Origin of the sequence: Streptomyces sp. NBC_00083, assembly GCF_026343295.1 — a bacterium.
GTDB lineage: Bacteria > Actinomycetota > Actinomycetes > Streptomycetales > Streptomycetaceae > Streptomyces.
In genome coordinates this window covers 2116145-2137398 of the sequence record NZ_JAPELY010000001.1, presented here as the reverse complement: position 1 = coordinate 2137398, position 21254 = coordinate 2116145, and the positions used below count along the sequence as shown (strand labels likewise).

Here is a 21254-nt window from a genome sequence, read left to right as displayed (position 1 = left end):
CTGTGATCCGGGCCACGGGCGGCGCGGCAGGCGTGGGAGCATCGCCTTCATGGGAAGCGATCTGGACGTGAGTGCGCTGGCGATCAACGTCACCATTCCGCAGGAACTGCGGTGGACGGACACGCGTCGTGGCGAGGAGTTCCAGCTGAGCACGCTCAATGTCCGGCTCCTGCCGGACGGGCACCTCGCCGTCAAGGCGTACGGGCGGCCGGTGGCCGGGGGGCGGGGCGCGTACGTGTCGTTCCCGGTGCCCGACCGCGCGGAGCTGGCGGCGCTGGTGGCGGGGGCGGGGGATCGGGCGGCGGCGTTGTGGTCCGCGCACCGGGGCCTTGGCTGAGCCTGGGCGAGGCTGCCCTTGGCGGGGTGCCTTACTGAGGGCCCGTCAGCCTTTGCGGCCCCGGGCCGTGTGCGCCGCCTCAGCCCGTCCGGCGTTTGAGGACGAGCGCCCTTCAGGCGCGAACGGGGTCCGGGGCGGAGCCCCGGCAACCCCGGCCGCCATCTGCGGACCGTGCCCCCGTCCCGCGCAGTTCCCCGCGCCCCTGAACTACTCGATGCCGGGCGGCATGGGCATCCCCAGCCCGTCCGGCGATTGAGGACGAGCGCCTTTCGGGCGCGAACGGGGTCTGGGGCGGAGCCCCAGGACACCCCGCCTGCGCCTGCGGACCGTGCCCGCGTCCCGCGCAGTTCCCCGCGCCCCTCTGGGGCACCCGGATTCGCGCCCGACCCGGCCTGAGCGTACGGCCCCAACTCCCCCGGCCCGCTCAGGCGTTGAGCGTTCCGGTCAGCCATGCCTCGTACCGCGTGGGTGCCAGGTGGGCGTCGGGGCCCGCGGTCAGGGCGTCGCCGTGGACCGCGGCGAAGAGGCCGGCCCCGTCGTCGGTGACCACGGGGCGCCGGTCGCCCCGGGCGGCCAGGGTCAGCCGGCCGAGCGCGTCGAGCGTGAACGTGTCGGGGCCCGCGACGTCCAGGGTGCCGTTGAGCGGGTCTCCCGCCGCGACCTCGGCGAGGGCGTTGACGACGTCGGCGCTGGCGATGGGCTGGATGGGGGTGGCCGGCAGCCGCACCTCGGTGTCGTCCGACGTCCAGCTCATGGTCGGCTCCATGAACTCGAAGAACTGCGTGGCGCGGACGATCGAGTACGGGGTGGGTCCGCCGCGCAGCAGCTCCTCCTGGAGCACCTTGGCGCGGTAGTAGTCCAGCTGGGGAACGAGGTCTGCGCCGACGATGGACAGCGCCACCTGGTGGCGGACGCCCGCCTGCTCACCCGCGCGGAGCAGGTTTCCCACGGTGGTGCGGAAGAAGTCGAGGGACTGCTCGTCGAAGGTCGGCGAGTTGGTCACGTTGACCACGGCGTGGGCGCCGGCGAGCGCCGCGTCGAGGCCCTCGCCGGTGAGCAGGTTGACGCCGGACGACAGGGACGCGCTGGTCACGTCGTGGCCCAGGGCTTCGAGCCGGGTGGCGAGCTGGGAACCGATGAGCCCGGTGCCGATGACGGTGATCTTCATGGTGAGCCTTCCTTCACGCTTCACGACGGTCTGGACATGCCCCCGTACGTAAACTTGGATACCCGATGTCCGAGATAATACTCGGATAGTCTCTGTCCGAGTCAACTGGAGGCGGCATGAAACTGTCCGGGGGCGTCGAGTGGGCGCTGCACTGCTGTGTGGTCCTGACGGCGGCCGGGGCCCCTGTGCCTGCGGCCCGCCTCGCCGAACTGCACGATGTGTCGCCCAGCTATATGGCGAAGCAGTTGCAGGCGCTTTCCCGGGCGGGCCTGGTGCACTCCGTCCAGGGCAAGACCGGCGGTTATGTGCTCGCCAAGGCGCCCGGGGCCATCACCCTGCTCGATGTGGTGAAGGCGGTCGACGGGGCGGCCCCGGCGTTCGTGTGCACCGAGATCCGGCAGCGGGGGCCATTCGCGACGCCCCCGGAGCAGTGCGTGAAGCGGTGCCCCATCGCGCGGGCGATGGGCGCGGCGGAGGCCGCGTGGAGGGCGTCGCTGGCCGCCGTCACCATCGCCGACCTCGTCGGCTCGGTAGAGAGCGACAGCGGCCCCGACGCGCTGCCGGGCATCGGCGCCTGGCTCACCGAGGCCCCGGGGCAGTCCCCGCGCTGAGAACCACCGCCGCACTCCGGTCCCGGTCGCACGGAACACGCCCGGCGCGGCGGCGCCCTCCGGAGCGTTCTACTGCAGGCCGAGCGCCATGTAGCGCCCCGGCTCCTCCAGGGTGCGGAAGCCCAGTTTCTCGTAGACGCCGTGGGCGTCGGCGGTGGCCAGCAGGATCCTGCGCAGGCCGGCCGGGGCCAGGTGGTCGCGCACCGCCGCCACCAGGGCGGTGCCGAGACCCTTGCCGCGTACCGCCGGATCGACGTACACATCGCACAGCCAGGCGAACGTCGCGTGGTCGGTGACGATGCGGGCGTAACCGACCTGCTCGCCCGAACTCGCCTCGTAGGCACCGAAGTTGAGGGACCCCGCGATCGCCGCGTCCTGCTTCTCGCGGGTGCGGCCGAGCGCCCAGTACGCGTCGGTGGAGAGCCAGTGGTGGACCCGCGCGGGGTCGAGGCGGGCGGGGTCGGCCGAGATCGCGTACTCGCGGAAGATCACTTCGCTCATGACAGGAGCCTCGCAAACCGCGGGCGGCCTGTCAGTGGCGGGTCCCACTTTCCCGGCGGGCCGCTTGCCGAAGTGACGGGTGCCCGCTCCGGGTCGGCTCCCCCCGCGCACGGGCGACTCCGCACGGGGACACCTCCGCGCACGGTCAACTCCGCATGGCGTCCAGGGCCGTGCGCAGCCTGCGCACCGCTTCGGTGATCTCCGCGCGGCCCGTCACTCCAGCGAAACTGAGGCGCAGATGGCCGGCCGGCGGTTCGGCGCCGAAGTAGGGGCGGCCCGGCGAGACCGCGACGCCGGCCTGCAGCGCCGCGGCGACGACGGCGGACTCGGCCGTGCCGTCGGGCAGCCGGAGCCAGAGGTGGTAGCCGCCGGACGGGATGTGGGGCAGGGCGAGTTCGGGCAGGTGGTGCAGGATGCCGGCGGCCAGGCTCTCGCGCCGGGCGGTCAACTCGGCCGAGACGGTACGCAGATGACGCCCCCAGGCCGGGGAGCCGACGAGCTCGATGGCGGTCTCCTGCAAGGGGCGCGGCACGAAGAAGGAGTCGACGGCCTGGATCGCCCGCAGGCGTTCCCGTACGGGTCCGCGGGCGGCGAGCGCCCCGACGCGCAGGCTCGGTGAGGTCGCCTTGGTGAGCGAGGAGACGTGGACGACGACGCCGTCGGGGTCATCGGCCGCGAGCGGTGCGGGCAGCGGCCCGGCGTCCACGTGGCCGAGCCTGCGGGCGAAGTCGTCCTCGATGACGAACGCGCCGAAGGAGTGCGCGATGCGCACCACTTCGCGACCGCGTTCCGGCGGGAGGAGCGCGCCGGTCGGGTTCTGGAAGAGGGGCTGGCAGAAGAAGACCCGCGCACCGGTGGCCCGGAAGGCGCGGGCGAGCAGGTCGGGGCGTACTCCCTCCGCGTCGACCGGGACGGGGACGGGTCGCAGCCCCGCGGCGCGGGCCACGGCCAGCGTGCCGGGGTAGGTGGGCGATTCGACGAGGACGGGCGCGCCGGGCGCGGCGAGCGCGCGCAGGGCGGTGGTCAGGGCGGCCTGCCCGCCCGAGGTGATCAGCACGTCGGCCGCGGTGACCGCGGGGCCGATCTCGCGGGCGAACCAGGCGCGCAGTTCGGGCAGCCCCTCGACGGGCGGGCGGCTCCACACCCCGGGGCGGCGGCCCGCCCGCCCGAGGGCCGCGGCCATCGCCCGCTCGGGCTGGAGCCCGGCGTCGAGGTAGCCACCGCTGAGGTCGATGACGCCCGCGGCCGGGATCGCGAGCGCCGTCAGGACGCCGGCGGCGTCGACCGCGCGCGGCGCCGGGTCGGTGGCGCCGTCGGCGCTGAGCGCGACCTCCTGCCAGGAGGTGTCGCCGGTGCGGCCGGTGAGGGCGCGCGGCTCGGCCCGGTAGGCGCCCGCGCCGGGCCGGGTGACGACCAGGCCCTCGGCGACGAGCTGGGCGAGCGCACGGGAGACCGTCACCGGGGAGACCCGGTAGCGCTCGACCAGGGCCCGGCTGGAGGGGAGTTTTCCGCCCACCGAGTAGCGGTCGAGTTCGCCCCGGAGGGATTCCGCCAGTTCAGCCACACTGCTACGCTCGTGCATGACAGCACAGGATAGCGCTACTCCTCTTGTATCGATAGCGGTGGACGGAAACGACCGCAGGCCGGTGCCTCCGCGTGGCACGGCTCTCGCCGGGCTCGGCGTGCTCTTCTTCTCCCTGACCTTTCCCAGCACCGCCTGGGGCCTCGAAAGCTTCGGCCCCTGGTCGATGGTGTCGCTGCGGCTGCTGATCGCCGCCCTGATCGCCGGGGTCTTTTTGGGGCGGGGCCGGGTGCCCCTCCCCGACCGGTCGCACTGGGGCGGGTTCGCCGTGGTCGTCCTGGGCGTGATGATCGGCTTCCCGGTCCTGACCACGCTGGCGCTCGGGACCGCGACGACCTCGCACGCGGCCGTCGTGGTGGGTCTGCTTCCGCTGACCACGGCCGCCTTCGCGGCGCTCCGCACCCGGCGGCGGCCCTCACGCGCCTTCTGGGCCGCCGCGCTGGCAGGGGCCGCGGTGGTGGTCGTCTTCACCGTGGAGCAGAGCGGCGGAGCGCTGTCGCGGGCGGACCTCTATCTGTTCGCGGCGCTGGTCCTGTGCGCGGCCGGATACACCGAGGGCGGACGGCTCTCCGCCCTGATGCCGGGATGGCACGTCGTCGGCTGGGCCCTGGTGCTCTGTGTCCCGCTCGCCCTGACCGGCGCGGCCCTCGGCCTGACCCTCGAACCCTGGCACCTCACCGTCCACGGCGTCGTCGGGCTGTTGTGGGTGGCCTCCGCCTCCACCTTCCTCGGCCTGTACCTCTGGTACCGGGGCATGGCCGCCATCGGTGTCGCCAAGGCGAGCCAGCTCCAGCTGGCGCAGCCGCTCCTGACGCTCCTCTGGTCGGTGCTCCTGCTCGGCGAGCACCTGACCCCGGCGGCCCCGCTCGCCGCGGTGGGTGTCCTGGTGTGCATCGTGGTGACCCAGCGGGCCCGGACCTGACGTGTCAACTGCCGCAGAAGGGAGCGGCGTCGGCACGTACGGCCCGGACGAACTAAGTTCAGGTCACGTTACGCTGGACCCATGCCGTCCGACCAGCCACGGCGGGCCCGAGCCGCCCGCCACGCGCAGCAGCCCGCCGACACCCCTCCGACGCGCCCCCGCAAGGAGCCGATCACGCTGGAGCGGATCACGGACGCCGCCCTGCATGTCGTCGCCACCGAGGGGTACGACGCGCTCACCGTCCGCAGGATCACGCACGTCCTGGGCACCGGGCCGTCCTCCCTGTACGCGCACATCGTCAACAAGGACGACATCGACGACCTGATCATCGGGCGGCTCTGCTCCCGGATCGTGCTGCCCGAGCCCGATCCCGCGCTCTGGCGCGACCAGATCCGCGACGTCTGCGCCCAGCTGCGCGACCAGTACCTCGCCTACCCGGGTGTCTCGCGGGCCGCGCTCGCGATGGTGCCGACCAACCTCGAAACGCTGCGCGTGAACGAGGGGATGCTCGCGATCGCGCTGGCCGGCGGAGTGGAGCCGCGGACCGCGGCGTGGGCCATCGACAGCCTCTCGCTGTACGTCGGCGCGTACGCCCTGGAGCGCTCGCTGCTCGCGCGGCGGCAGAAGCACGAGGACCACGCGTGGGTGCTCAGCCGGGACGAGCTGATCGGCCGGTTCGAGGCGCTGCCGGCCGACCGGTTCCCCATGATCACGCAGCACGCGGCCGACCTGACCTCGGGCTCGGGGCACGACCGCTTCGACTTCGCCCTCGGCCTGATCGTCGACAACCTCGGCGCCGGACGCGCCTGACGCGGAGAGCGGCGGGTCAGACCAGGGCGGCCCGGGTCGCGTAGTGGTCGGCGACGACGCGGGCCATCGCCCCCGCCCGGTCCTCGGTGACCTCCTTCGCGGCGAAGAAGCAGTGGCCCCGCACGGAGGGGTACCGCTTCGCCAGGGTCAGATGGCGCGACAGCTCCGCCGGGTCCTGCCAGGCCGCGGGCTGCGCCGGGTCGCCGGCCTTGTAGAGGGCCTCGCCGATGTACAGGTCGACGCCGGTGCCCCGGGCGACCTCGTCCCACCACGGCACGAGGACCGCGTAGTCGGCGGCGGCGAGGCCGATGTTCCAGTACAGCTGCGGGCAGATGTAGTCGATCAGCGCCTCGCGCACCCAGCGGCGCGTGTCGGCGTACAGGTCGTCGTAGGTCTGGGCGCCCGCCGTCGTCGCCGAGCCCAGCGGATCGTTCGCGTCGTTGCGCCACACCCCGAACGGGCTGACGCCGAACCGTACGTGGGGCTTGACCGCCTTGATCCGGGCGGCCGTCTCGCGCACCAGGAGGTCGATGTTGTGGCGCCGCCAGTCGGCGCGGTCCGCGAACCCGGCGCCGTACCGGGCGTACGCCTCGTCGTCGTCGAAGCTCACGCCCGCCACCGGATACGGGTAGAAGTAGTCGTCCCAGTGGACGCCGTCGACGTCGTAGCGGGCCACCGCGTCCAGCATGGCGTCCTCGACGAACCGGCGGACCTCGGGCAGGCCCGGGTTGTAGTAGAGCTTCCCGCCGTACGGGACGACCCAGCCGGGGTGCACCCGGGCCGGGTGGGTCGCCACCAGGCGCGTGGGGTCGATGTGGTTCGCGACGCGGTACGGGTTGAACCAGGCGTGCAGGGCGAGCCCCCGGCGGTGCGCCTCATCGACCGCGGTGCCCAGCGGATCCCAGCCGGGGTCCTTGCCCTGCACCCCCGTGAGCCACTGGGACCACGGCTCGTACGGCGAGTCCCAGAGCGCGTCGGCGGTCGGCCGGACCTGGAACACCACGGCGTTCAGCCGCCGCTCGACCGCCTTGTCCAGATGGGCGAGGAGCTCGGCGCGCTGGTCCGTCGCGCTCAGGCCCGGTCGTGAGGGCCAGTCCCGGTTGACGACGGTGGCCAGCCACACCCCGCGGAACGCGCGCCCGCCGGCCGGGGACGGCGCGGTGTCCGCCATGGCGCGCACTGCCCGGTGCAGCGTTCCGTGCGGGGCACCGGCCCCGGCGTACCCCCGGTCGGCCGCGCCCGCGCCACCCGCCGTGATCAGCCCGCTCAGCGCTCCGGCGGTGGCCGCGACGAAGCCCCGCCGAGTGATTCGTCCCACGTTCGCCCCTCGCTCAGGTGCCATGCGCCCAGGTGTACCGGACGGCGTGCCCGCCCCGCCCCCACGGGCACGCGCGCGTTCGGAGTAACGTCAGGGGCCGGAGGCGGGCGCCGGAATCACACGGGGGACCTGCCGGGGACTGCAGTAGAGCGAAAGGCACGATGTGACCGACATCGAACGCGTCGGAATTGTGGGCTGTGGCCAGATGGGCGCGGGCATCGCCGAGGTGTGCGCCCGCAGCGGTCTGGACGTCATGGTCGCGGAGACCACCGGCGAGGCCCTGGAGATCGGCCGCACCCGGCTGCACAACTCCCTCTCGAAGGCCGCCGAGCGCGGCAAGATCACCGAGGAGGAGCGCGACGCGACGCTCGCCCGCCTGAGCTTCACCACCGACCTCGGCGAGTTCGCGGACCGCGATCTCGTGATCGAGGCCGTCGTGGAGAACGAGCAGGTCAAGACGGAGATCTTCCAGATCCTCGACCAGGTGGTGACCCGCCCGGACGCGATCTTGGCCTCCAACACCTCGTCGATCCCGCTGGTGAAGCTCGCGGTCGCCACCTCGCGGCCCGACCAGGTCATCGGCATCCACTTCTTCAACCCTGCGCCGGTGCAGAAGCTGGTCGAGCTGATTCCGGCCCTCACCACCTCCGAGGGCACCATCAGCCGCGCCCAGGTGCTGGTCGAGAAGGTGCTCGGCAAGCACGCCATCCGCGCCCAGGACCGCTCGGGCTTCGTGGTCAACGCGCTGCTCATCCCGTATCTGCTCTCGGCGATCCGGATGTTCGAGTCGGGCATCGCGAGCCGTGAGGACATCGACAACGGCATGGAGCTGGGCTGCGCCCACCCGATGGGCCCGCTGAAGCTCTCCGACCTCATCGGTCTGGACACGGTCGCCTCGGTCGCCGACAGCATGTACGACGAGTTCAAGCAGCCCCTGTACGCCGCTCCCCCGCTGCTCCAGCGCATGGTCGACGCGGGACGTCTGGGCCGCAAGACCGGGTCCGGTTTCTACTCGTACGCCTGATTAAAACGGCGTACGTCTGTATACGCGGGCGTACGTCGGAAAGGCGTGGGCCGGGCTCGTGCCGCGCACACCGGGTGTGCGCGGCGAGCCCGCATATGCCCATCGCACACGCTCCCGCCCCTGGTGCGCGGCGAGTTGACTCTGGGCCAACAACCTCAATGGCACGTCCGAACAGGACTAAGGAGTCAGCCGTGTCCACCGACCCGGGACATCCGATCACCGTCGACGAACTGGCGGAGTTACGCCGCAGCCTGGACGTCGGCATGGCCCGCATGGACGGGCAGCTCGCGCTGCTCGCCCTGCGGGGCGAGCAGACCGAGCGTGAAGTGACCGAGGCGGTGGGACGGGTGGCGGCCCTCGAACACCTGCGGTGGCCGCTCCCCGCCCTCACCGTGCTGACCGCGCTCGGCGCGCTGTCGCTCGCCGTGTGGCAGGCACTCGGTCACTAGGGCCGGTCCCCGCCGGCAGGGTCAGCCGTCACCCAGGCGCAGATGGTGCAGGAGCAGGAGTCCGGCCGCCATGTTGGCGGCCGGGACCTCCCCCCGGGCGACCATGTCGGGCACCAGCTTGAGGGGGACCCACTCGCGTCGTGACGACTCGAAGTCGTCCTGGGGGTGGCCGATGTACTCGGCCGACTCGGACCAGAACAGATGGTGCCGGGCGTCGATGAGCCCGTTGGCCGGCTCGACGGTGAGCAGGGGCTTGAGCGGGCCGGGCCGCCAGCCGGTCTCCTCCTCCATCTCGCGGGCCGCGGCGGCCTCGATGTCCTCGCCGTCCTCGACGACACCGGCCGCCAGTTCCCAGCCCCAGCTGTCGGTGATGAAGCGGTGCCGCCAGAGCAGCAGCACCTCGTTGGCGGTGTTGACGACGGTTGCCACGGCGACCGGCCGCAGCCTGATCAGGAAGTGGTCCAGGTGCCGCCCGTCCGGCAGCGCCACATCCGCGAGGTTGACCCGGAACCAGCGATTCTCGTACACAGTTTGTTCGTTCAGGTTCGTCCACTGCACGTTTCTGCCACCTTCCGACAAGTAGATGGCAATATCGCAGCAGGCTGACGGTCACAGGGGAACGCGAAGTGCCCCGTCGATCAGCTCGGCGGCTTCGGATGCGCCGGCGCAACCGCTCTCGACCAGGTGCTCGCGCACCACGCGCAGCCGGTCACGCAATCGCTGCGACTCCATCCCCCGGGCCCGCTCCGCCATTTCGACCGCGGTGGCCACGGCCCGGTCGGCGTCGCCCTGCCGCAGCTCGATCTGCGCGAGCATCGCAAGGCGGTGCACCCTGCCCCTGTCGTGGCAGGGCTCGTCGGCCGCGAGCGCGGCCTGTTCACGGGCGGCCGTCAGATCGCCGAGGCTGAGCAGGGCCTCCGCCACCTGGACGTTGACCAGGCCCGGCTGTACGTAGCCGGTCTCGGCCGGCTCCTGGCCCGGCCGGATCCGCCCGGCCGCCGACTCGGCGCTCCTGATCGAGGACAACGCGCTCTGGCCGTCGCCGAGATGCGCATACGCCTTGGCCTGCATCGCGTGCAGATCGGATGCGAGGGCGGGGCTGAGCCGGCCGCCCGCCGCGCGGAGCGCCGCCTCCGCGAAGGCGACCGACTGGCGGTAGTCCCGCATGAAGAGCGACTGGTTGACGAGGAGCGCGATGACATAGGCGCCGAGTCCCCGGTCCCCGCTGGCCTTCGCGAGCCGCAGCGCCTGGTGGAAGTAGCGCTGGGCGAGCCCCTGCGCGTTGGAGTCGTAGGCACAGATGCCCGCGATGGCCACCAACCCGCCGGTGGCGCGGTGGAGTTGGCGTCCCGTCGCATCCGTGTAGCCGCCGCGCAGCAGCGGCGCCGTCTCCGCGTTGAGGAAGCCGACGATGCGGGAGCGGGTCGCGATGCCGCCCGCCTTGCGGTACATCAGCTCGTAGTGCTCGCGCGCCGAGCGGAGCATCTCGATGTCGGACTCCCCCACCGCCGTCTGGCCGTTGCGCGAGACATCGGTGTCCTCGGGCGGGTTCTCCCACTCCCAGACGGGCATGACGGCCGGGGTGCCGGTGACGGCCGGGGCGTCGAGTATGTGGGTGCGCTGCTGTTCGTCCGAGCGCCACAGGGCGGTGGCCCGCTCGACGAACCCGGCGAGCGGCGAACCGTGCACCGGGGCCGGCTCGCCCGGCACGCCGAGGCCGACGTCGTCGAGGGTGACCCGGCGCCGCAGCCGGCCCGCGAGCACCTCGCAGATCAGATCGGGCACCTGGCCGCGTGGCCGCTGACCCTTCAACCACCGCGCCACGGCGGTGTGTTCGTATCTGAGGGTGACGCCTCGGGCCCGCCCGGCCTGGTTGACCCGGGCCGCGAGCCCGGCGTGCGAGATCCCCGCCTCGTCCACCAGCGCGTCGAGCAGGGTATTGGGCTGCATGGGGCCCCTCCAACGGCTCGGTGACATCAGCGTAGAGGAGCCCGCTTCACACGGGGTGTGAAGCGAGTACCCGCATTTATGCGCCGCGCTCTCTGTCCAGGAGCGCCCGGATTCGGTTGACTCTGTACCGCCTCTCCCCGAGGCGACCGGGCCGCCGGCTCCCCCTCGAAAGTGCGGTGGCCCTCACGGCGCCGTCCGCCCTGTCCGCGCTGCCCGGCACTCCCGGCAGGGCGGCGGCGCCCCAGCTCAGCGGCGAACACCGGCCGCGCCGCTGCCGACCGGTTGCGGCGGCACCCGGACCCGGTCGTTGCGCAGCACGAGGAGCGCCACGTCGTCCGAGAGCCGCCCCCGGGTGTGGTCGAGCAGCGCGCGCTGCACCCGGGCCACCACGGCCGCGGGCGAGACCGGCGCGGTGCGGGCCGCCTCGGCGAGCGCCTCGCCGAACGCGAAGAAGCGCCCGGCGGCGTCCCGCGCGTCCTCGGCGCCGTCGGTGTGGAGGCAGAGCGCCTCGCCCGGCCGCAGCCGGACGCAGTGCAGGGGCGCGAGGTCGGCCGGGAGCGGGAAGGGACCGAGCGGGGGCAGCGGGTCGCCGGGGGCGAGCTGTCCGGCGCCGGGGCCGAGCCGATAGGGCCAGGGATGGCCGCAGTTGAGGGCGTACACGTCGCCGTCGGCGCGGATCTCCAGGAGCAGGACGGTGACGAACTCCTCGGCGAGCGGGCTCTCCGGTTCACCGCCGCCGCACGCCGGATGCTCGGCGCGGCAGCGCTCCCGCAGATGCCGGGCGAGCGCGCGGTCCAACCTCCGCAGCACGCGCGCGAGTTGGGGCTCGTCGTGGGCGGCCTCGCGGAAGCTGCCGAGGAGCGCCGCGACCGCGCCGATCGCGGGGAGGCCGTGGCCGCGTACGTCCCCCATCACGATGCGCACGCCGTACGGGGTGGCCATCGCCTCGTACAGGTCGCCGCCGACCGACGCCCCCCGGCTCATGGAGAGCTGTCCGGCCGCGAGGGCGATCCCGTCGAGCCGCGCGGGCGGCGGCCTCAGGAGCACGCGCTGGGCGGCCTCGGCGATGTGCCCGATCCGCCGCACCTCCCGCTCGGCCGCGCTCCGCACGCCGACGACCAGCCACACCACGGCGGTCAGGTAGGCGAGGCAGGTGGCGATGCGCGGCGCCGCGCCGCTCCCGCCGTCCGGGGGCCGCACCAGCTGCCAGACGACGACGAGCGTCAGCCAGCAGGACGGCAGCACCAGGCGCACGGCCGTGGCCCGGCCGGCGCGCGGGGCGCCGGTGTGGCGCGTGGTCCATCCCGGTGTACGGATCATGCCGTCGGCCCCCCTCGGCCTCTGCGCGCTGTGGTGCACCGGGCCGCGGGGCCGAGCCCCGCCGACTCGCACGGCCGGGTCGATTCTTGCGATCGCGGGGGCCGCCGTGCGCGGGTCGAACGGAGTTCTCACCCGAACGAGTGAGAGAGGCCGGGAACGGCGAGAGGGGCACACCGGGAGTCCCGGTGTGCCCCTCTCGTTGCGTTCCGCCGCGGGCTAGGCGCCGCGCAGCACCGCGCCCGTGGCCTCGGCCGCGTGGGCCACCGCCGCGTCACGGGCGGCCGAGGCCTCCTCGACGGTCAGCGTGCGGTCGGCGGCGCGGAAGCGCAGCGCGTAGGCGAGGGACTTCTTGCCCTCGCCGGTCTGCTCGCCGCTGTAGACGTCGAACAGCCGGATGGACTCCAGGAGTTCACCGGCGCCGGCGCGCAGCGCGTTCTCCACCGCGGCGGCCGGTACCCGGGCGTCGACGACGAGCGCGACGTCCTGGGTGGCCACCGGGAAGGTGGAGATCGACGGGGCCTGCACGACACCTTCGGCGGCCCGCTCCAGGACGTCGAGGTCGAGCTCCATCGCGCAGCTGCGGGCGGGCAGACCGAACGCCTTGACGACGCGCGGGTGCAGCTCGCCGGCGTGCCCGACGAGGGTCTTGACGCCCTCGGGGAACACGTACAGCTCGGCGCAGCGGCCCGGGTGCCAGGGGCCGTACTGGCCCTGGTCCACGGCGAGTTCGAGCCCCGCCTCGGCGGCGACGGTGCGCGCCGCCTCGACGGCGTCGGCCCAGTCGGCCGGGCGGCCCCTGCCCCACCAGCCGGCCTGCTCGCGCGCACCGGCGAGGACGGCGCCCACGTGGCGCGGCTGCACGGGCAGCACGGCGTCGAGGGCGGCGATCTCCTCGTCGGTGGGACGGCGGTCGACGGGCAGCCGGGCGGCGACGCCCGGGGTCGGCGACGGGTGGAAGACCAGGCCCGTCTCGAAGAGCGCCAGGTCGTGGCTGCCGCGTCCGGCGTTGCGGCGCAGCGTGGCGAGGAGGCCCGGCAGGAGCGTGGTGCGCAGCGCCGGCTCCTCGTCGCTGAGCGGGTTGACGAGCTTCACGACGGCGCGGTTGGCGTCGTCCGCGTCGAGGCCCAGCTGGTCGAAGACCGACTCGGCGACGAACGGGTAGCTCGGCGCCTCGGTGAACCCGGCGCCGGCGAGCGCGCGGCCGACCCTGCGGTGCAGTCGCTGACGCTCCGTCAGACCCCGCCCGGCGGGCGGCTTCGGCAGCGTGGAGGGCAGGTTGGCGTAGCCCTCCAGGCGGATGACCTCTTCGGCCAGGTCGTTCGGCTCGGTGAGGTCGGGGCGCCAGGACGGCACGGTCACGACGAGCTCGTCCTGCCCGTACGCGTCGCAGCCGACCTCCTGGAGGCGGCGCACCACGGTCTCGCGGCCGTACTCGATGCCCGCGACGCGGTCCGGGTGGTCGGCGCGCATCGAGATGCTGCGCGGCGCGGACGGCGAGACGATCTCGGTGACGCCGGCCTCGGCGGTGCCGCCCGCGAGCAGCACGAGGAGGTCGACGGTGCGCTGGGCGGCGGCCGCCGCGGCCTGCGGGTCGACGCCGCGCTCGAAGCGCTTGGACGCCTCCGAGGACAGCTTGTGGCGGCGCGCGGTGCGGGCGATGGCGACCGGGTCGAAGTGGGCGGCCTCGATGACGACCTCGGTGGTGCCCTTGACCTCGCCGGTCTCGGGGTCCGTGACGGAGTCGGCGATCTCGGTGTTGGCTCCGCCCATCACACCCGCGAGGCCGATGGGGCCCCGGTTGTCGGTGATGACGAGGTCGGCGGCGTCGAGCTTGCGCTTGGTGCCGTCGAGGGTGGTGAGGAGCTCACCGGCCTCGGCGCGGCGCACGCCGATGGGGCCGTCGACCAGGGTGCGGTCGTAGGCGTGCAGCGGCTGGCCGAGCTCGATCATCACGTAGTTGGTGATGTCGACGGCGAGCGAGATCGGACGCATCCCGGCCTTCTGCAGCCTGCGCTGCAGCCAGATCGGGGAGCGGGCCTCGGGGTCGAGGCCGGTCACGGTGCGCGCGGTGAAGCGGTCGCAGCCGATCGGGTCGGCGACCTTGACCTGGTAGCCGTAGGAGTTGGGCGCGGGCACGTCGAGCAGGGCCGGGTCGCGCAGCGGCAGGCCGTAGGCGATGGCGGTCTCACGGGCGACACCGCGCATCGACAGGCAGTCGCCGCGGTTGGCGGTCACCGCGATGTCGAGCACCTCGTCGACGAGTTCGAGCAGCGCGATCGCGTCGGTGCCGACCTCGTGCTCCGGGGGCAGCACGATGATGCCGCCGGTGGTGTCCGGGCCCATCCCGAGCTCGTCGCCGGAGCAGATCATGCCGTGCGAGGTCCGGCCGTACGTCTTGCGCGCGGCGATCGCGAAGTCGCCGGGCAGCACCGCGCCGGGCAGCACCACGACGACCTTGTCGCCGACCGCGAAGTTGCGGGCGCCGCAGACGATCTCCTGGGGCTCACCGGTGCCGTTGGCACGGCCGACGTCGACAGTGCAGAAGCGGATGGGCTTCTTGAAGCCCTCCAGCTCCTCGATGGTGAGCACCTTGCCGACGACGAGCGGGCCCTTGAGCCCGCCGCCGAGCTGTTCGACGGTCTCGACCTCGAGGCCGCAGTCGACCAGCTTGGCCTGCACGTCGCGGCCGGTCTCGGTGGCGGGGAGATCGACGTACTCCCGCAGCCAGGAAAGCGGGACCCGCATCAGATCTCCATCCCGAACGGCCGGGTGAACCGGACGTCACCCTCGACCATGTCTCGCATGTCTTCCACGTTGTGACGGAACATCAGCATCCGCTCGATGCCGAAGCCGAAGGCGAACCCGCTGTACTTCTCGGCGTCCACACCGCAGGCGGTCAGCACCTTCGGGTTGACCATGCCGCAGCCGCCGAGCTCGATCCAGCCCTCGGACGAGCAGGTGCGGCAGGGCCGGTCCGGGTTGCCGACGGACTCGCCGCGGCACACGTAGCAGACCATGTCCATCTCGGCGGACGGCTCGGTGAACGGGAAGAAGTTCGGCCGCAGGCGCGTCTTGATGTCCTCGCCGAAGAGCGCCTCGACCATGTGGTCGAGGGTGCCCTTGAGGTCGGCCATGGTGAGGCCCTCGTCCACGGCGAGCAGCTCGACCTGGCGGAAGACCGGGCTGTGCGTGGCGTCCAGCTCGTCGGTGCGGTACACGCGACCGGGGCAGATCACGTACACCGGCGGCTCGCGGTCGAGCATGGAGCGGATCTGCACGGGCGAGGTGTGGGTGCGCAGGACGATGCCGGAGTTGGCGGCCGCCTCGGGCCCCTGCACGAAGAACGTGTCGTGCTCGGTGCGGGCCGGGTGGTCCGGGCCGATGTTGAGCGCGTCGAAGGTGAACCACTCGGCCTCGGCCTCGGGGCCCTCGGCGACCTCGTAGCCCATGGCCACGAAGACGTCCTCGATGCGCTCCGAGAGCGTGGTCAGCGGGTGGCGGGCGCCGGCCGGTACACGGTCGTGGGGCAGCGTGACATCCACCGCCTCCTCGACCAGGACCCGGGCGTCCCGCTCGTCCTCCAGCTCGGCCTGGCGCGCGGCCAGGGCCTTGTTCACGGCGCCGCGGGCCATGCCCACGAGCTTGCCCGCCGCGGCCTTGGCCTGCGGCGGCAGCGCGCCGATCTCACGGTTGGCGAGCGAGAGGGGCGAGGTGCCGCCGGTGTGCGCGGTCTTCGCCTGGGCGAGCGCGTCGAGGTCGCCCGCGGCGGCGAAGGCGGCGAGCGCCTCGTCCCGCATGCGCTCGATCTCTTCCGGTTTCAGCGCCTCGACCTCAACAGGGTCGTACGACTTATTGGGTGCCGACATTTCTTCCCGTGCTTCCGATTGTCCCCCAGCTCACGCTGGGAGGTGCCCCCAGGCCGGGGGTCCCCGCGACCGCGACAGCGATACCGCGATGGCGCGCGGACACAAACGCGCCAAAGGTCGAGTCTAACGGGGTGAAGGAATACGCATGCGCCCGTGGGCGGCCCGAAGCGTTCTACTGGAGATACGCGGGAGCGCCGACGGGCAGGATAAATCGGAACTGGGCGCCGCCGCCGGGGCCGCGGCCGACCGTGATGGTGCCGCCGTGCGCCTCGACGATGCCCTTGACGATGTACAGGCCGAGCCCGGTCCCGCCGCGCTTGCTCCCCCGCCAGAAGCGGGTGAAGACGCGGCCCATCGACTCCTCGGGAATGCCGGGGCCTTCGTCGCTCACGGTGACGGCCGTTCCCTTCTCGTCGTGCTCGTCGATGCGGACCGGTGCCGGTGCCACCTCAATGGTGACGGTTCCCTCGCCGTGGCGCACCGCGTTTTCCAGGAGGTTGCCGAGCACCTGGTCGATCTTGTCGGGGTCGGCCCACAGGTCGGGCAGCGGGTGCTGCACGCGGACCAGGAAGCGGTCGGGAGCCTGGCCCGAGGCGACGTGGGCCTGGAGGTGGCGGCCGACGGCGGCCGGCACGTCGACCGGCTGGCGGCGCACTTCGAGCCGGCCCGAGTCGATGCGGGAGATGTCGAGGAGTTCGGCGATGAGCCGGGTGACGCGGTTGGCGTCGGCGTCGACGGTCTCCAGCATGAGCCGCTTCTGGTCGTCGGTGAACCGCTCCCACTTGGCGAGCAGGGTCGCGGTGAACCCCTTCACGGAGGTCAGCGGGGAGCGCAGCTCGTGGGCGACGGTGGCGATGAGCTCGGCGTGCGAGCGTTCGGTACGCCGCCGGGCCTCGGTGGAGCGCAGACTGACCACGACCCGGCGCACGGGCCCGGTCGGGCGTTCGCGTACGTAACGCGCGGAGACCAGCACTTCACGGCCGCCGGGCAGCAGCAGATTGCGTTCGGGCTGGCCGACCCGGATGGCGAGGCCGCCGTAGGGGTCGGTCAGCTGCCACCAGCGGCGGCCCTTGAGGTCTTCCAGGGGCAGCGCCCGTTCGAGCGGGAAACCCAGTGCCTCGTGCTTCGCGACCGCGGTGATCCTGACGGCGGCGGCGTTGAAGCAGACCACCCGTCCCTTGTCGTCCGCGACGACGATCCCGTCGGGCAGGTCGTCGGGGTCGAAGCCGAGGACGTCAGGACGGCCGGACGGACACAGCGCGGTGCTGTTGCCGATGCTGCTCATGCCGACAGCCATCCCCCTATCCCACCTCTCCGAAGCGCTGAGTGGGCCCCCGGGCCCGCCACCCTACTAGTAGGAGGTGACGGAGCGGCACCCTGTGGCAGCACGCTGCGCACGAGCCGACGCGTAGAGGCACACGGCGGCGGCGGTCGCGAGGTTGAGGCTTTCGGCCCTGCCGTGGATGGGGACGCGCACCACGGCGTCCGCGAGCGCCCGGGTCTCCTCGGGCAGACCCCAGGCCTCGTTGCCGAAGATCCACGCGGTGGGGCCGCCCATGGTCCCGGCGTCCAGCTCGGCGTCGAGGTCGTCCTCGCCGGCGCCGTCGGCGGCCAGGATGCGTACGCCCGCGTCCCGAAGACCCTGGACGGCCTGTTCGACGGGGACGCCGACCGCGACCGGCAGGTGGAAGAGCGAACCGACCGACGCGCGCACGGACTTGGGGTTGTACAGGTCGACGGAGGCGTCGGTGAGGACGACCGCGTCGGCGCCCGCGGCGTCCGCGCAGCGCAGTACGGTGCCGGCGTTCCCGGGGTCGCGTACGTGCGCGAGCACGGCGACCAGCCGGGGCTTGGCGGCGAGGATCTCCTCGAACGGCGAGTCCAGGAAGCGGCAGACGCCGACCAGGCCCTGCGGGGTGACGGTCTGGGAGACCTCGGCGAGCACCTCGTCGTCCGCGTAGTGGACGCGGGCCCCCGCGTCCAGGGCGGCGCTCACGATGTCGGCGTAGCGCTCGGCGGCGTCGACGGTCGTGAAGAGCTCGATCAGGGTGGGCGCGCCGTCGCTGCGGTGCTCGACGGCCTCGCGCACCGCCTGCGGTCCCTCGGCGATGAACCGGCGTTCCTTGCCCCGGAAGTTGCGCCGGGCGAGCCGCTTCGCGGCGGCGACCCGGGGGGAGCGGGAGGAGATCAGCTCGGGGCTGGACATGTACTCGCGGTCTCTCTACGAGGGGGCGTGGGCAGCCCCGCCAGGGGCGCGGTGCTGTGCCGATGTGCGGCTCCGCCGCGCGGGCGCGGCCGGCCACGCACAGCGCGCGGACGAAAGCGGGCCCCGGGAACGGGCCGGAACGCACGGACCCGCAGGCCATCGGCCTGCGGGTCCGGTCCTGCTCAACAAACCGTCGGGCGCTTACGCGGCCTTCGGGGCGTTGACGTCGCTCGGAAGCGCCTTCTGGGCCACCTCGACGAGCGCGGCGAACGCGTTGGCGTCGTTGACCGCGAGCTCGGCCAGGATCTTGCGGTCCACCTCGATGTTGGCGGCCTTCAGACCCTGGATGAGGCGGTTGTACGTCATGCCGTTCTGGCGGGCAGCGGCGTTGATGCGCTGGATCCACAGCTGACGGAAGTCGCCCTTGCGCTTCTTGCGGTCGTTGTAGTTGTAGACCAGCGAGTGGGTGACCTGCTCCTTGGCCTTGCGGTACAGGCGCGAACGCTGACCGCGGTAGCCGGAGGCCGCCTCGAGGATTGCCCGGCGCTTCTTGTGGGCGTTGACTGCCCGCTTGACGCGTGCCACTTGTTAACTCCTTGTAGCGGGGCCGTGGTTGGACTCACACGACCCGAAATCGAATAGGTCCCGGTCTCGACGTTCCGCCTCCGGTGAACGGAGGCGGAGGAACGTCACTTGCCGAGAAGCTTCTTGACCTTCTTGGCGTCGGCCGGAGCCAGAACGACCGTGCCCGTCAGCGAGCGGGTCTTCTTGGACGACTTGTGCTCGAGCAGGTGGCGCTTGCCGGCACGCTCACGGAGCACCTTGCCGGAGCCGGTGATCTTGAAGCGCTTGCTGGCACCGCTGTGCGACTTGTTCTTCGGCATAGCGCCGTTATCTCCTCGTCAGTGGCGCTCCCAGCCGGTCCGGGGACCGGCGCTCGGGAGCGTCATGTGTGTCGGTTTGATTTCCGGAACGGGCTGTCCCGGAATCAGGCCTCGGCGGGGTGTTCCTCGGCCACTGCCTCGGCGGCGGGCGCCTCGGCGGTCGACTCGTCCTCGACGGACTCGTCGGCCTGGGCCGACAGACCCTGGCGTTCCGCCTTGCGGGCCGCCTGGGCCTCGCGGGCTTCGGCCATCGCCTCGGTCTTCTTCTTGTGCGGACCGAGAACCATGATCATGTTTCGGCCGTCCTGCTTCGGGCTGGACTCGACGAAGCCGAGGTCCTCCACGTCCGAAGCGAGGCGCTGGAGCAGTCGGTAGCCGAGTTCCGGCCTGGACTGCTCACGACCACGGAACATGATCGTGATCTTGACCTTGTCGCCCTGCTTGAGGAACCGAACGACGTGACCCTTCTTGGTGTCATAGTCGTGCGGGTCGATCTTCGGCCGGAGCTTCATCTCCTTGATGACCGTGTGCGCCTGGTTCTTGCGCGCCTCACGGGCCTTCATGGCCGACTCGTACTTGAACTTCCCGTAGTCCATGAGCTTGCACACGGGCGGACGGGCGGTCGCCGCGACCTCGACCAGGTCGAGGTCATACTCCTGGGCGAGCTCCAGGGCCTTGGCAAGCGGAACAATTCCGACCTGCTCGCCGCTGGGGCCGACAAGTCGGACCTCGGGAACGCGAATCCGGTCGTTGATGCGGGGCTCGGCGCTGATGGATCCTCCTCAGTAGCACCACACGACTGTCTGGCAGACAGCCGCGTATGTCTCTAGTGACGTGACCAACCGCCGCGAGGCACAAAAAATGCCCCGGACGGACACAGGCGGGGCTCCAAGAAAACCGGAACACACGCCGCGGGTCCACCGCGGGGCGCACATCGGGCGGCTCCATCGTCCGTACGGAACGATGGGGGCCACCTGACCGGATGACCCGCCTCCCGTGAGGGTGGTCGGGTGGGAGATCGGAGCCTCCACTTGTGGGCCGGGCACACGTGCCTGGCCGGTCGTTACACAAGGTTAGCAGCAACCCGACACGGGGGCCAATCGAGCACGCGTGAGGAGGCGCGGGCGGAGGGGGCTCCGCACACCGCATATCGTGTGGGCATGAGTGAGACGCCCCCCCAAGACACCGCCGACTTCGACACCATGGCCCGCGACATCGCGGAGGTTCCGGCCGTCGAGGTCATCGTGACGGTCGCCGTGAACCTGATGAGCGCCGCCGCCGTGAAGCTCGGCCTGACCGAGGAGGGCGACCAGTACAAGGACCTCGACGAGGCCCGCAAGCTGGTGCACGCCCTGGCCGGGCTGCTCGACGCCGGGGCCACCGAGATCTCGTCCTTCCACGCCGCCCCGCTGCGCGACGGCCTCAAGTCGCTCCAGCTGGCGTTCCGCGAGGCGTCGGTCGTGCCGGACGCGCCGGGCCAGGGTCCGGGCGAGAAGTACACGGGCGCCGTCTTCGGCTGAGCCGCTCCCCCGCACGGTCCCGAACGGGCCGCTCCGCACCCTCACCGGGTGAAGAGCGGCTCGTTCGGCTGTGGGGACCCGGACGGCAGCAGCGCCAGGTCGAGGCCGTGCACGAGCCGGGCCCGCAGCGTCTCGTCGGCGGCGAGCAGCTCGGCGACCGCTCGGCCGGCCGCCGCGGGTTCCGCGCCGTCGGAGAGGACCAGGGCGAGCGTGCCGTCCGCGCTGCCGGGGCCGAGGTGGGCGCGGAGCACGGCGGGCACCGCGGCCACCGCCGCGCGTACCGCTCCCAGCACCGCCGGGTCCTGGAGCGGGTCCGTGCCGGCGCGCCCCTCCGCGAGGGCGAGCAGCGCCGCGCCCTTGAGTTCGTACGCCACCGGTCCCGCGAGATCGATGACCACGGTGTCCGCCTTCTCGTGCACGGCCGCCGCGAGCGCCTGGTGCAGCGGCACCGCGACCGGCCGGGCGGCCGGGTCCCACAGGGCCAGCGCCTCGATGGAGGTGAACGCGGGGAGCGCCGTGCGTCCGCCCGCCTTCAGGGTGGGGACCGCCATGTCGCTGGTCTTCTCGCGCCGCAGACCGTTCTCGTCGGTCTCGCTCTCGCCGAGCATCGCGACGACGGGCACGAGCAGCCGTGCCGTGCGCAGCGCGGCGAGCACCCGCGGCTCGGCCGAGCGGTCCTTCGCCCAGGCGGCGAGGGCCTCGGTCAGTTCGGGGGCGGCAGTGCCGTCGTCGTCGGAGAAGCCGGAATCCGGAATGTTCTTGAGCGCCACGCCACGAGCCTAACCG

At 72.6% G+C, this 21254-nt stretch carries 22 protein-coding genes; 7 read left to right on the top strand and 15 right to left on the bottom strand.

Annotated features, from left to right (window positions below; genetic code table 11):
• Window positions 1–49 precede the first annotated feature (49 nt).
• Complete coding sequence (locus OOJ98_RS09385; protein ID WP_267054161.1) at window positions 50–337, top strand: hypothetical protein; 288 nt, start codon at window positions 50–52, stop codon at window positions 335–337.
• Between the two features lie 424 nt (window positions 338–761).
• On the opposite strand, the gene OOJ98_RS09380 is transcribed toward OOJ98_RS09385, so the two are convergent.
• Window positions 762–1505, bottom strand: a complete 744-nt coding sequence (locus OOJ98_RS09380; RefSeq protein WP_267054160.1) for an SDR family oxidoreductase — start codon at window positions 1503–1505, stop codon at window positions 762–764.
• A 116-nt stretch (window positions 1506–1621) separates the two neighbouring features.
• Between OOJ98_RS09380 and OOJ98_RS09375 the strand changes: the two genes are divergently transcribed.
• On the top strand, window positions 1622–2116 hold the full coding sequence (locus OOJ98_RS09375; protein ID WP_267054159.1) for an Rrf2 family transcriptional regulator: 495 nt from the start codon (window positions 1622–1624) through the stop codon (window positions 2114–2116).
• Window positions 2117–2185: 69 nt separating this feature from the next.
• On the opposite strand, the gene OOJ98_RS09370 is transcribed toward OOJ98_RS09375, so the two are convergent.
• Window positions 2186–2617: a GNAT family N-acetyltransferase gene (locus OOJ98_RS09370; RefSeq protein WP_267054158.1), complete on the bottom strand. Its 432-nt coding sequence runs from the start codon at window positions 2615–2617 to the stop codon at window positions 2186–2188.
• A 145-nt stretch (window positions 2618–2762) separates the two neighbouring features.
• On the bottom strand, window positions 2763–4199 hold the full coding sequence (locus OOJ98_RS09365) for a PLP-dependent aminotransferase family protein (RefSeq protein WP_267054157.1): 1437 nt from the start codon (window positions 4197–4199) through the stop codon (window positions 2763–2765).
• Here OOJ98_RS09365 and OOJ98_RS09360 point away from each other — a divergent pair.
• Window positions 4198–5121: a DMT family transporter gene (locus OOJ98_RS09360; protein ID WP_267054156.1), complete on the top strand. Its 924-nt coding sequence runs from the start codon at window positions 4198–4200 to the stop codon at window positions 5119–5121. The genes OOJ98_RS09365 and OOJ98_RS09360 overlap by 2 nt on opposite strands.
• A gap of 81 nt (window positions 5122–5202) precedes the next feature.
• Window positions 5203–5931, top strand: a complete 729-nt coding sequence (locus OOJ98_RS09355) for a TetR/AcrR family transcriptional regulator (RefSeq protein ID WP_267054155.1) — start codon at window positions 5203–5205, stop codon at window positions 5929–5931.
• 16 nt (window positions 5932–5947) lie between these two features.
• On the opposite strand, the gene OOJ98_RS09350 is transcribed toward OOJ98_RS09355, so the two are convergent.
• On the bottom strand, window positions 5948–7273 hold the full coding sequence (locus OOJ98_RS09350) for a glycoside hydrolase family 10 protein (protein WP_267054154.1): 1326 nt from the start codon (window positions 7271–7273) through the stop codon (window positions 5948–5950).
• 139 nt (window positions 7274–7412) lie between these two features.
• Here OOJ98_RS09350 and OOJ98_RS09345 point away from each other — a divergent pair, with 139 nt between their 5' ends.
• Together OOJ98_RS09345 and OOJ98_RS09340 are read left to right on the top strand one after the other, a co-directional pair.
• Window positions 7413–8273: a 3-hydroxybutyryl-CoA dehydrogenase gene (locus OOJ98_RS09345; RefSeq protein ID WP_267054153.1), complete on the top strand. Its 861-nt coding sequence runs from the start codon at window positions 7413–7415 to the stop codon at window positions 8271–8273.
• A gap of 191 nt (window positions 8274–8464) precedes the next feature.
• On the top strand, window positions 8465–8722 hold the full coding sequence (locus OOJ98_RS09340) for a hypothetical protein (protein ID WP_267054152.1): 258 nt from the start codon (window positions 8465–8467) through the stop codon (window positions 8720–8722).
• Window positions 8723–8743: 21 nt separating this feature from the next.
• Here OOJ98_RS09340 and OOJ98_RS09335 read toward each other — a convergent pair whose 3' ends face one another.
• The 10 genes from OOJ98_RS09335 to infC form a co-directional block, all read right to left on the bottom strand.
• Entirely contained in the window at window positions 8744–9280 is a 537-nt protein-coding gene (locus OOJ98_RS09335) for an NUDIX domain-containing protein (protein ID WP_267054151.1), read from the bottom strand.
• A gap of 51 nt (window positions 9281–9331) precedes the next feature.
• Window positions 9332–10672 carry a transcriptional regulator gene (locus OOJ98_RS09330; protein ID WP_267054150.1) on the bottom strand — a complete coding sequence of 447 codons (1341 nt, stop codon included), beginning with the start codon at window positions 10670–10672 and terminating at the stop codon, window positions 9332–9334.
• Between the two features lie 246 nt (window positions 10673–10918).
• Complete coding sequence (locus OOJ98_RS09325) at window positions 10919–11992, bottom strand: PP2C family protein-serine/threonine phosphatase (RefSeq protein ID WP_267054149.1); 1074 nt, start codon at window positions 11990–11992, stop codon at window positions 10919–10921.
• A 216-nt stretch (window positions 11993–12208) separates the two neighbouring features.
• On the bottom strand, window positions 12209–14737 hold the full coding sequence (gene pheT, locus OOJ98_RS09320) for a phenylalanine--tRNA ligase subunit beta (RefSeq protein WP_267054148.1): 2529 nt from the start codon (window positions 14735–14737) through the stop codon (window positions 12209–12211).
• Window positions 14737–15858 carry a phenylalanine--tRNA ligase subunit alpha gene (gene pheS, locus OOJ98_RS09315; protein ID WP_267054147.1) on the bottom strand — a complete coding sequence of 374 codons (1122 nt, stop codon included), beginning with the start codon at window positions 15856–15858 and terminating at the stop codon, window positions 14737–14739. Before pheS ends, pheT begins: the two co-directional genes overlap by 1 nt.
• Window positions 15859–16030: 172 nt before the next feature.
• On the bottom strand, window positions 16031–17143 hold the full coding sequence (locus OOJ98_RS09310; protein ID WP_267054146.1) for an ATP-binding protein: 1113 nt from the start codon (window positions 17141–17143) through the stop codon (window positions 16031–16033).
• A 66-nt stretch (window positions 17144–17209) separates the two neighbouring features.
• Complete coding sequence (locus OOJ98_RS09305) at window positions 17210–18064, bottom strand: RNA methyltransferase (RefSeq protein WP_267054145.1); 855 nt, start codon at window positions 18062–18064, stop codon at window positions 17210–17212.
• A 201-nt stretch (window positions 18065–18265) separates the two neighbouring features.
• Entirely contained in the window at window positions 18266–18649 is a 384-nt protein-coding gene (gene rplT, locus OOJ98_RS09300) for a 50S ribosomal protein L20 (protein WP_003970214.1), read from the bottom strand.
• Between the two features lie 104 nt (window positions 18650–18753).
• Window positions 18754–18948: a 50S ribosomal protein L35 gene (gene rpmI, locus OOJ98_RS09295; RefSeq protein ID WP_053723558.1), complete on the bottom strand. Its 195-nt coding sequence runs from the start codon at window positions 18946–18948 to the stop codon at window positions 18754–18756.
• A gap of 104 nt (window positions 18949–19052) precedes the next feature.
• On the bottom strand, window positions 19053–19721 hold the full coding sequence (infC, locus tag OOJ98_RS09290; RefSeq protein WP_267055576.1) for a translation initiation factor IF-3: 669 nt from the start codon (window positions 19719–19721) through the stop codon (window positions 19053–19055).
• Between the two features lie 387 nt (window positions 19722–20108).
• Here infC and OOJ98_RS09285 point away from each other — a divergent pair, with 387 nt between their 5' ends.
• Window positions 20109–20468, top strand: coding sequence for a DUF1844 domain-containing protein (locus OOJ98_RS09285; RefSeq protein ID WP_267054144.1), 360 nt, complete (start codon window positions 20109–20111; stop codon window positions 20466–20468).
• Window positions 20469–20509: 41 nt separating this feature from the next.
• On the opposite strand, the gene OOJ98_RS09280 is transcribed toward OOJ98_RS09285, so the two are convergent.
• Entirely contained in the window at window positions 20510–21238 is a 729-nt protein-coding gene (locus tag OOJ98_RS09280; RefSeq protein ID WP_267054143.1) for an SseB family protein, read from the bottom strand.
• Window positions 21239–21254: the final 16 nt, after the last annotated feature.

Bases quoted from the DNA above. Each gene is read 5' to 3' on its own strand.
- OOJ98_RS09350 (WP_267054154.1), bottom strand. From the start codon at position 7,273: ATGGCACCTGAGCGAGGGGCGAACGTGGGACGAATCACTCGGCGGGGC.
- pheT (WP_267054148.1), bottom strand. From the start codon at position 14,737: ATGCGGGTCCCGCTTTCCTGGCTGCGGGAGTACGTCGATCTCCCCGCC.
- OOJ98_RS09310 (WP_267054146.1), bottom strand. From the start codon at position 17,143: ATGAGCAGCATCGGCAACAGCACCGCGCTGTGTCCGTCCGGCCGTCCT.
- OOJ98_RS09365 (WP_267054157.1), bottom strand. From the start codon at position 4,199: ATGCACGAGCGTAGCAGTGTGGCTGAACTGGCGGAATCCCTCCGGGGC.
- OOJ98_RS09385 (WP_267054161.1), top strand. From the start codon at position 50: ATGGGAAGCGATCTGGACGTGAGTGCGCTGGCGATCAACGTCACCATT.
- OOJ98_RS09355 (WP_267054155.1), top strand. From the start codon at position 5,203: ATGCCGTCCGACCAGCCACGGCGGGCCCGAGCCGCCCGCCACGCGCAG.
- rpmI (WP_053723558.1), bottom strand. From the start codon at position 18,948: ATGCCGAAGAACAAGTCGCACAGCGGTGCCAGCAAGCGCTTCAAGATC.
- OOJ98_RS09380 (WP_267054160.1), bottom strand. From the start codon at position 1,505: ATGAAGATCACCGTCATCGGCACCGGGCTCATCGGTTCCCAGCTCGCC.
- OOJ98_RS09375 (WP_267054159.1), top strand. From the start codon at position 1,622: ATGAAACTGTCCGGGGGCGTCGAGTGGGCGCTGCACTGCTGTGTGGTC.
- OOJ98_RS09360 (WP_267054156.1), top strand. From the start codon at position 4,198: ATGACAGCACAGGATAGCGCTACTCCTCTTGTATCGATAGCGGTGGAC.
- OOJ98_RS09305 (WP_267054145.1), bottom strand. From the start codon at position 18,064: ATGTCCAGCCCCGAGCTGATCTCCTCCCGCTCCCCCCGGGTCGCCGCC.
- OOJ98_RS09370 (WP_267054158.1), bottom strand. From the start codon at position 2,617: ATGAGCGAAGTGATCTTCCGCGAGTACGCGATCTCGGCCGACCCCGCC.
- OOJ98_RS09285 (WP_267054144.1), top strand. From the start codon at position 20,109: ATGAGTGAGACGCCCCCCCAAGACACCGCCGACTTCGACACCATGGCC.
- OOJ98_RS09330 (WP_267054150.1), bottom strand. From the start codon at position 10,672: ATGCAGCCCAATACCCTGCTCGACGCGCTGGTGGACGAGGCGGGGATC.
- OOJ98_RS09325 (WP_267054149.1), bottom strand. From the start codon at position 11,992: ATGATCCGTACACCGGGATGGACCACGCGCCACACCGGCGCCCCGCGC.
- pheS (WP_267054147.1), bottom strand. From the start codon at position 15,858: ATGTCGGCACCCAATAAGTCGTACGACCCTGTTGAGGTCGAGGCGCTG.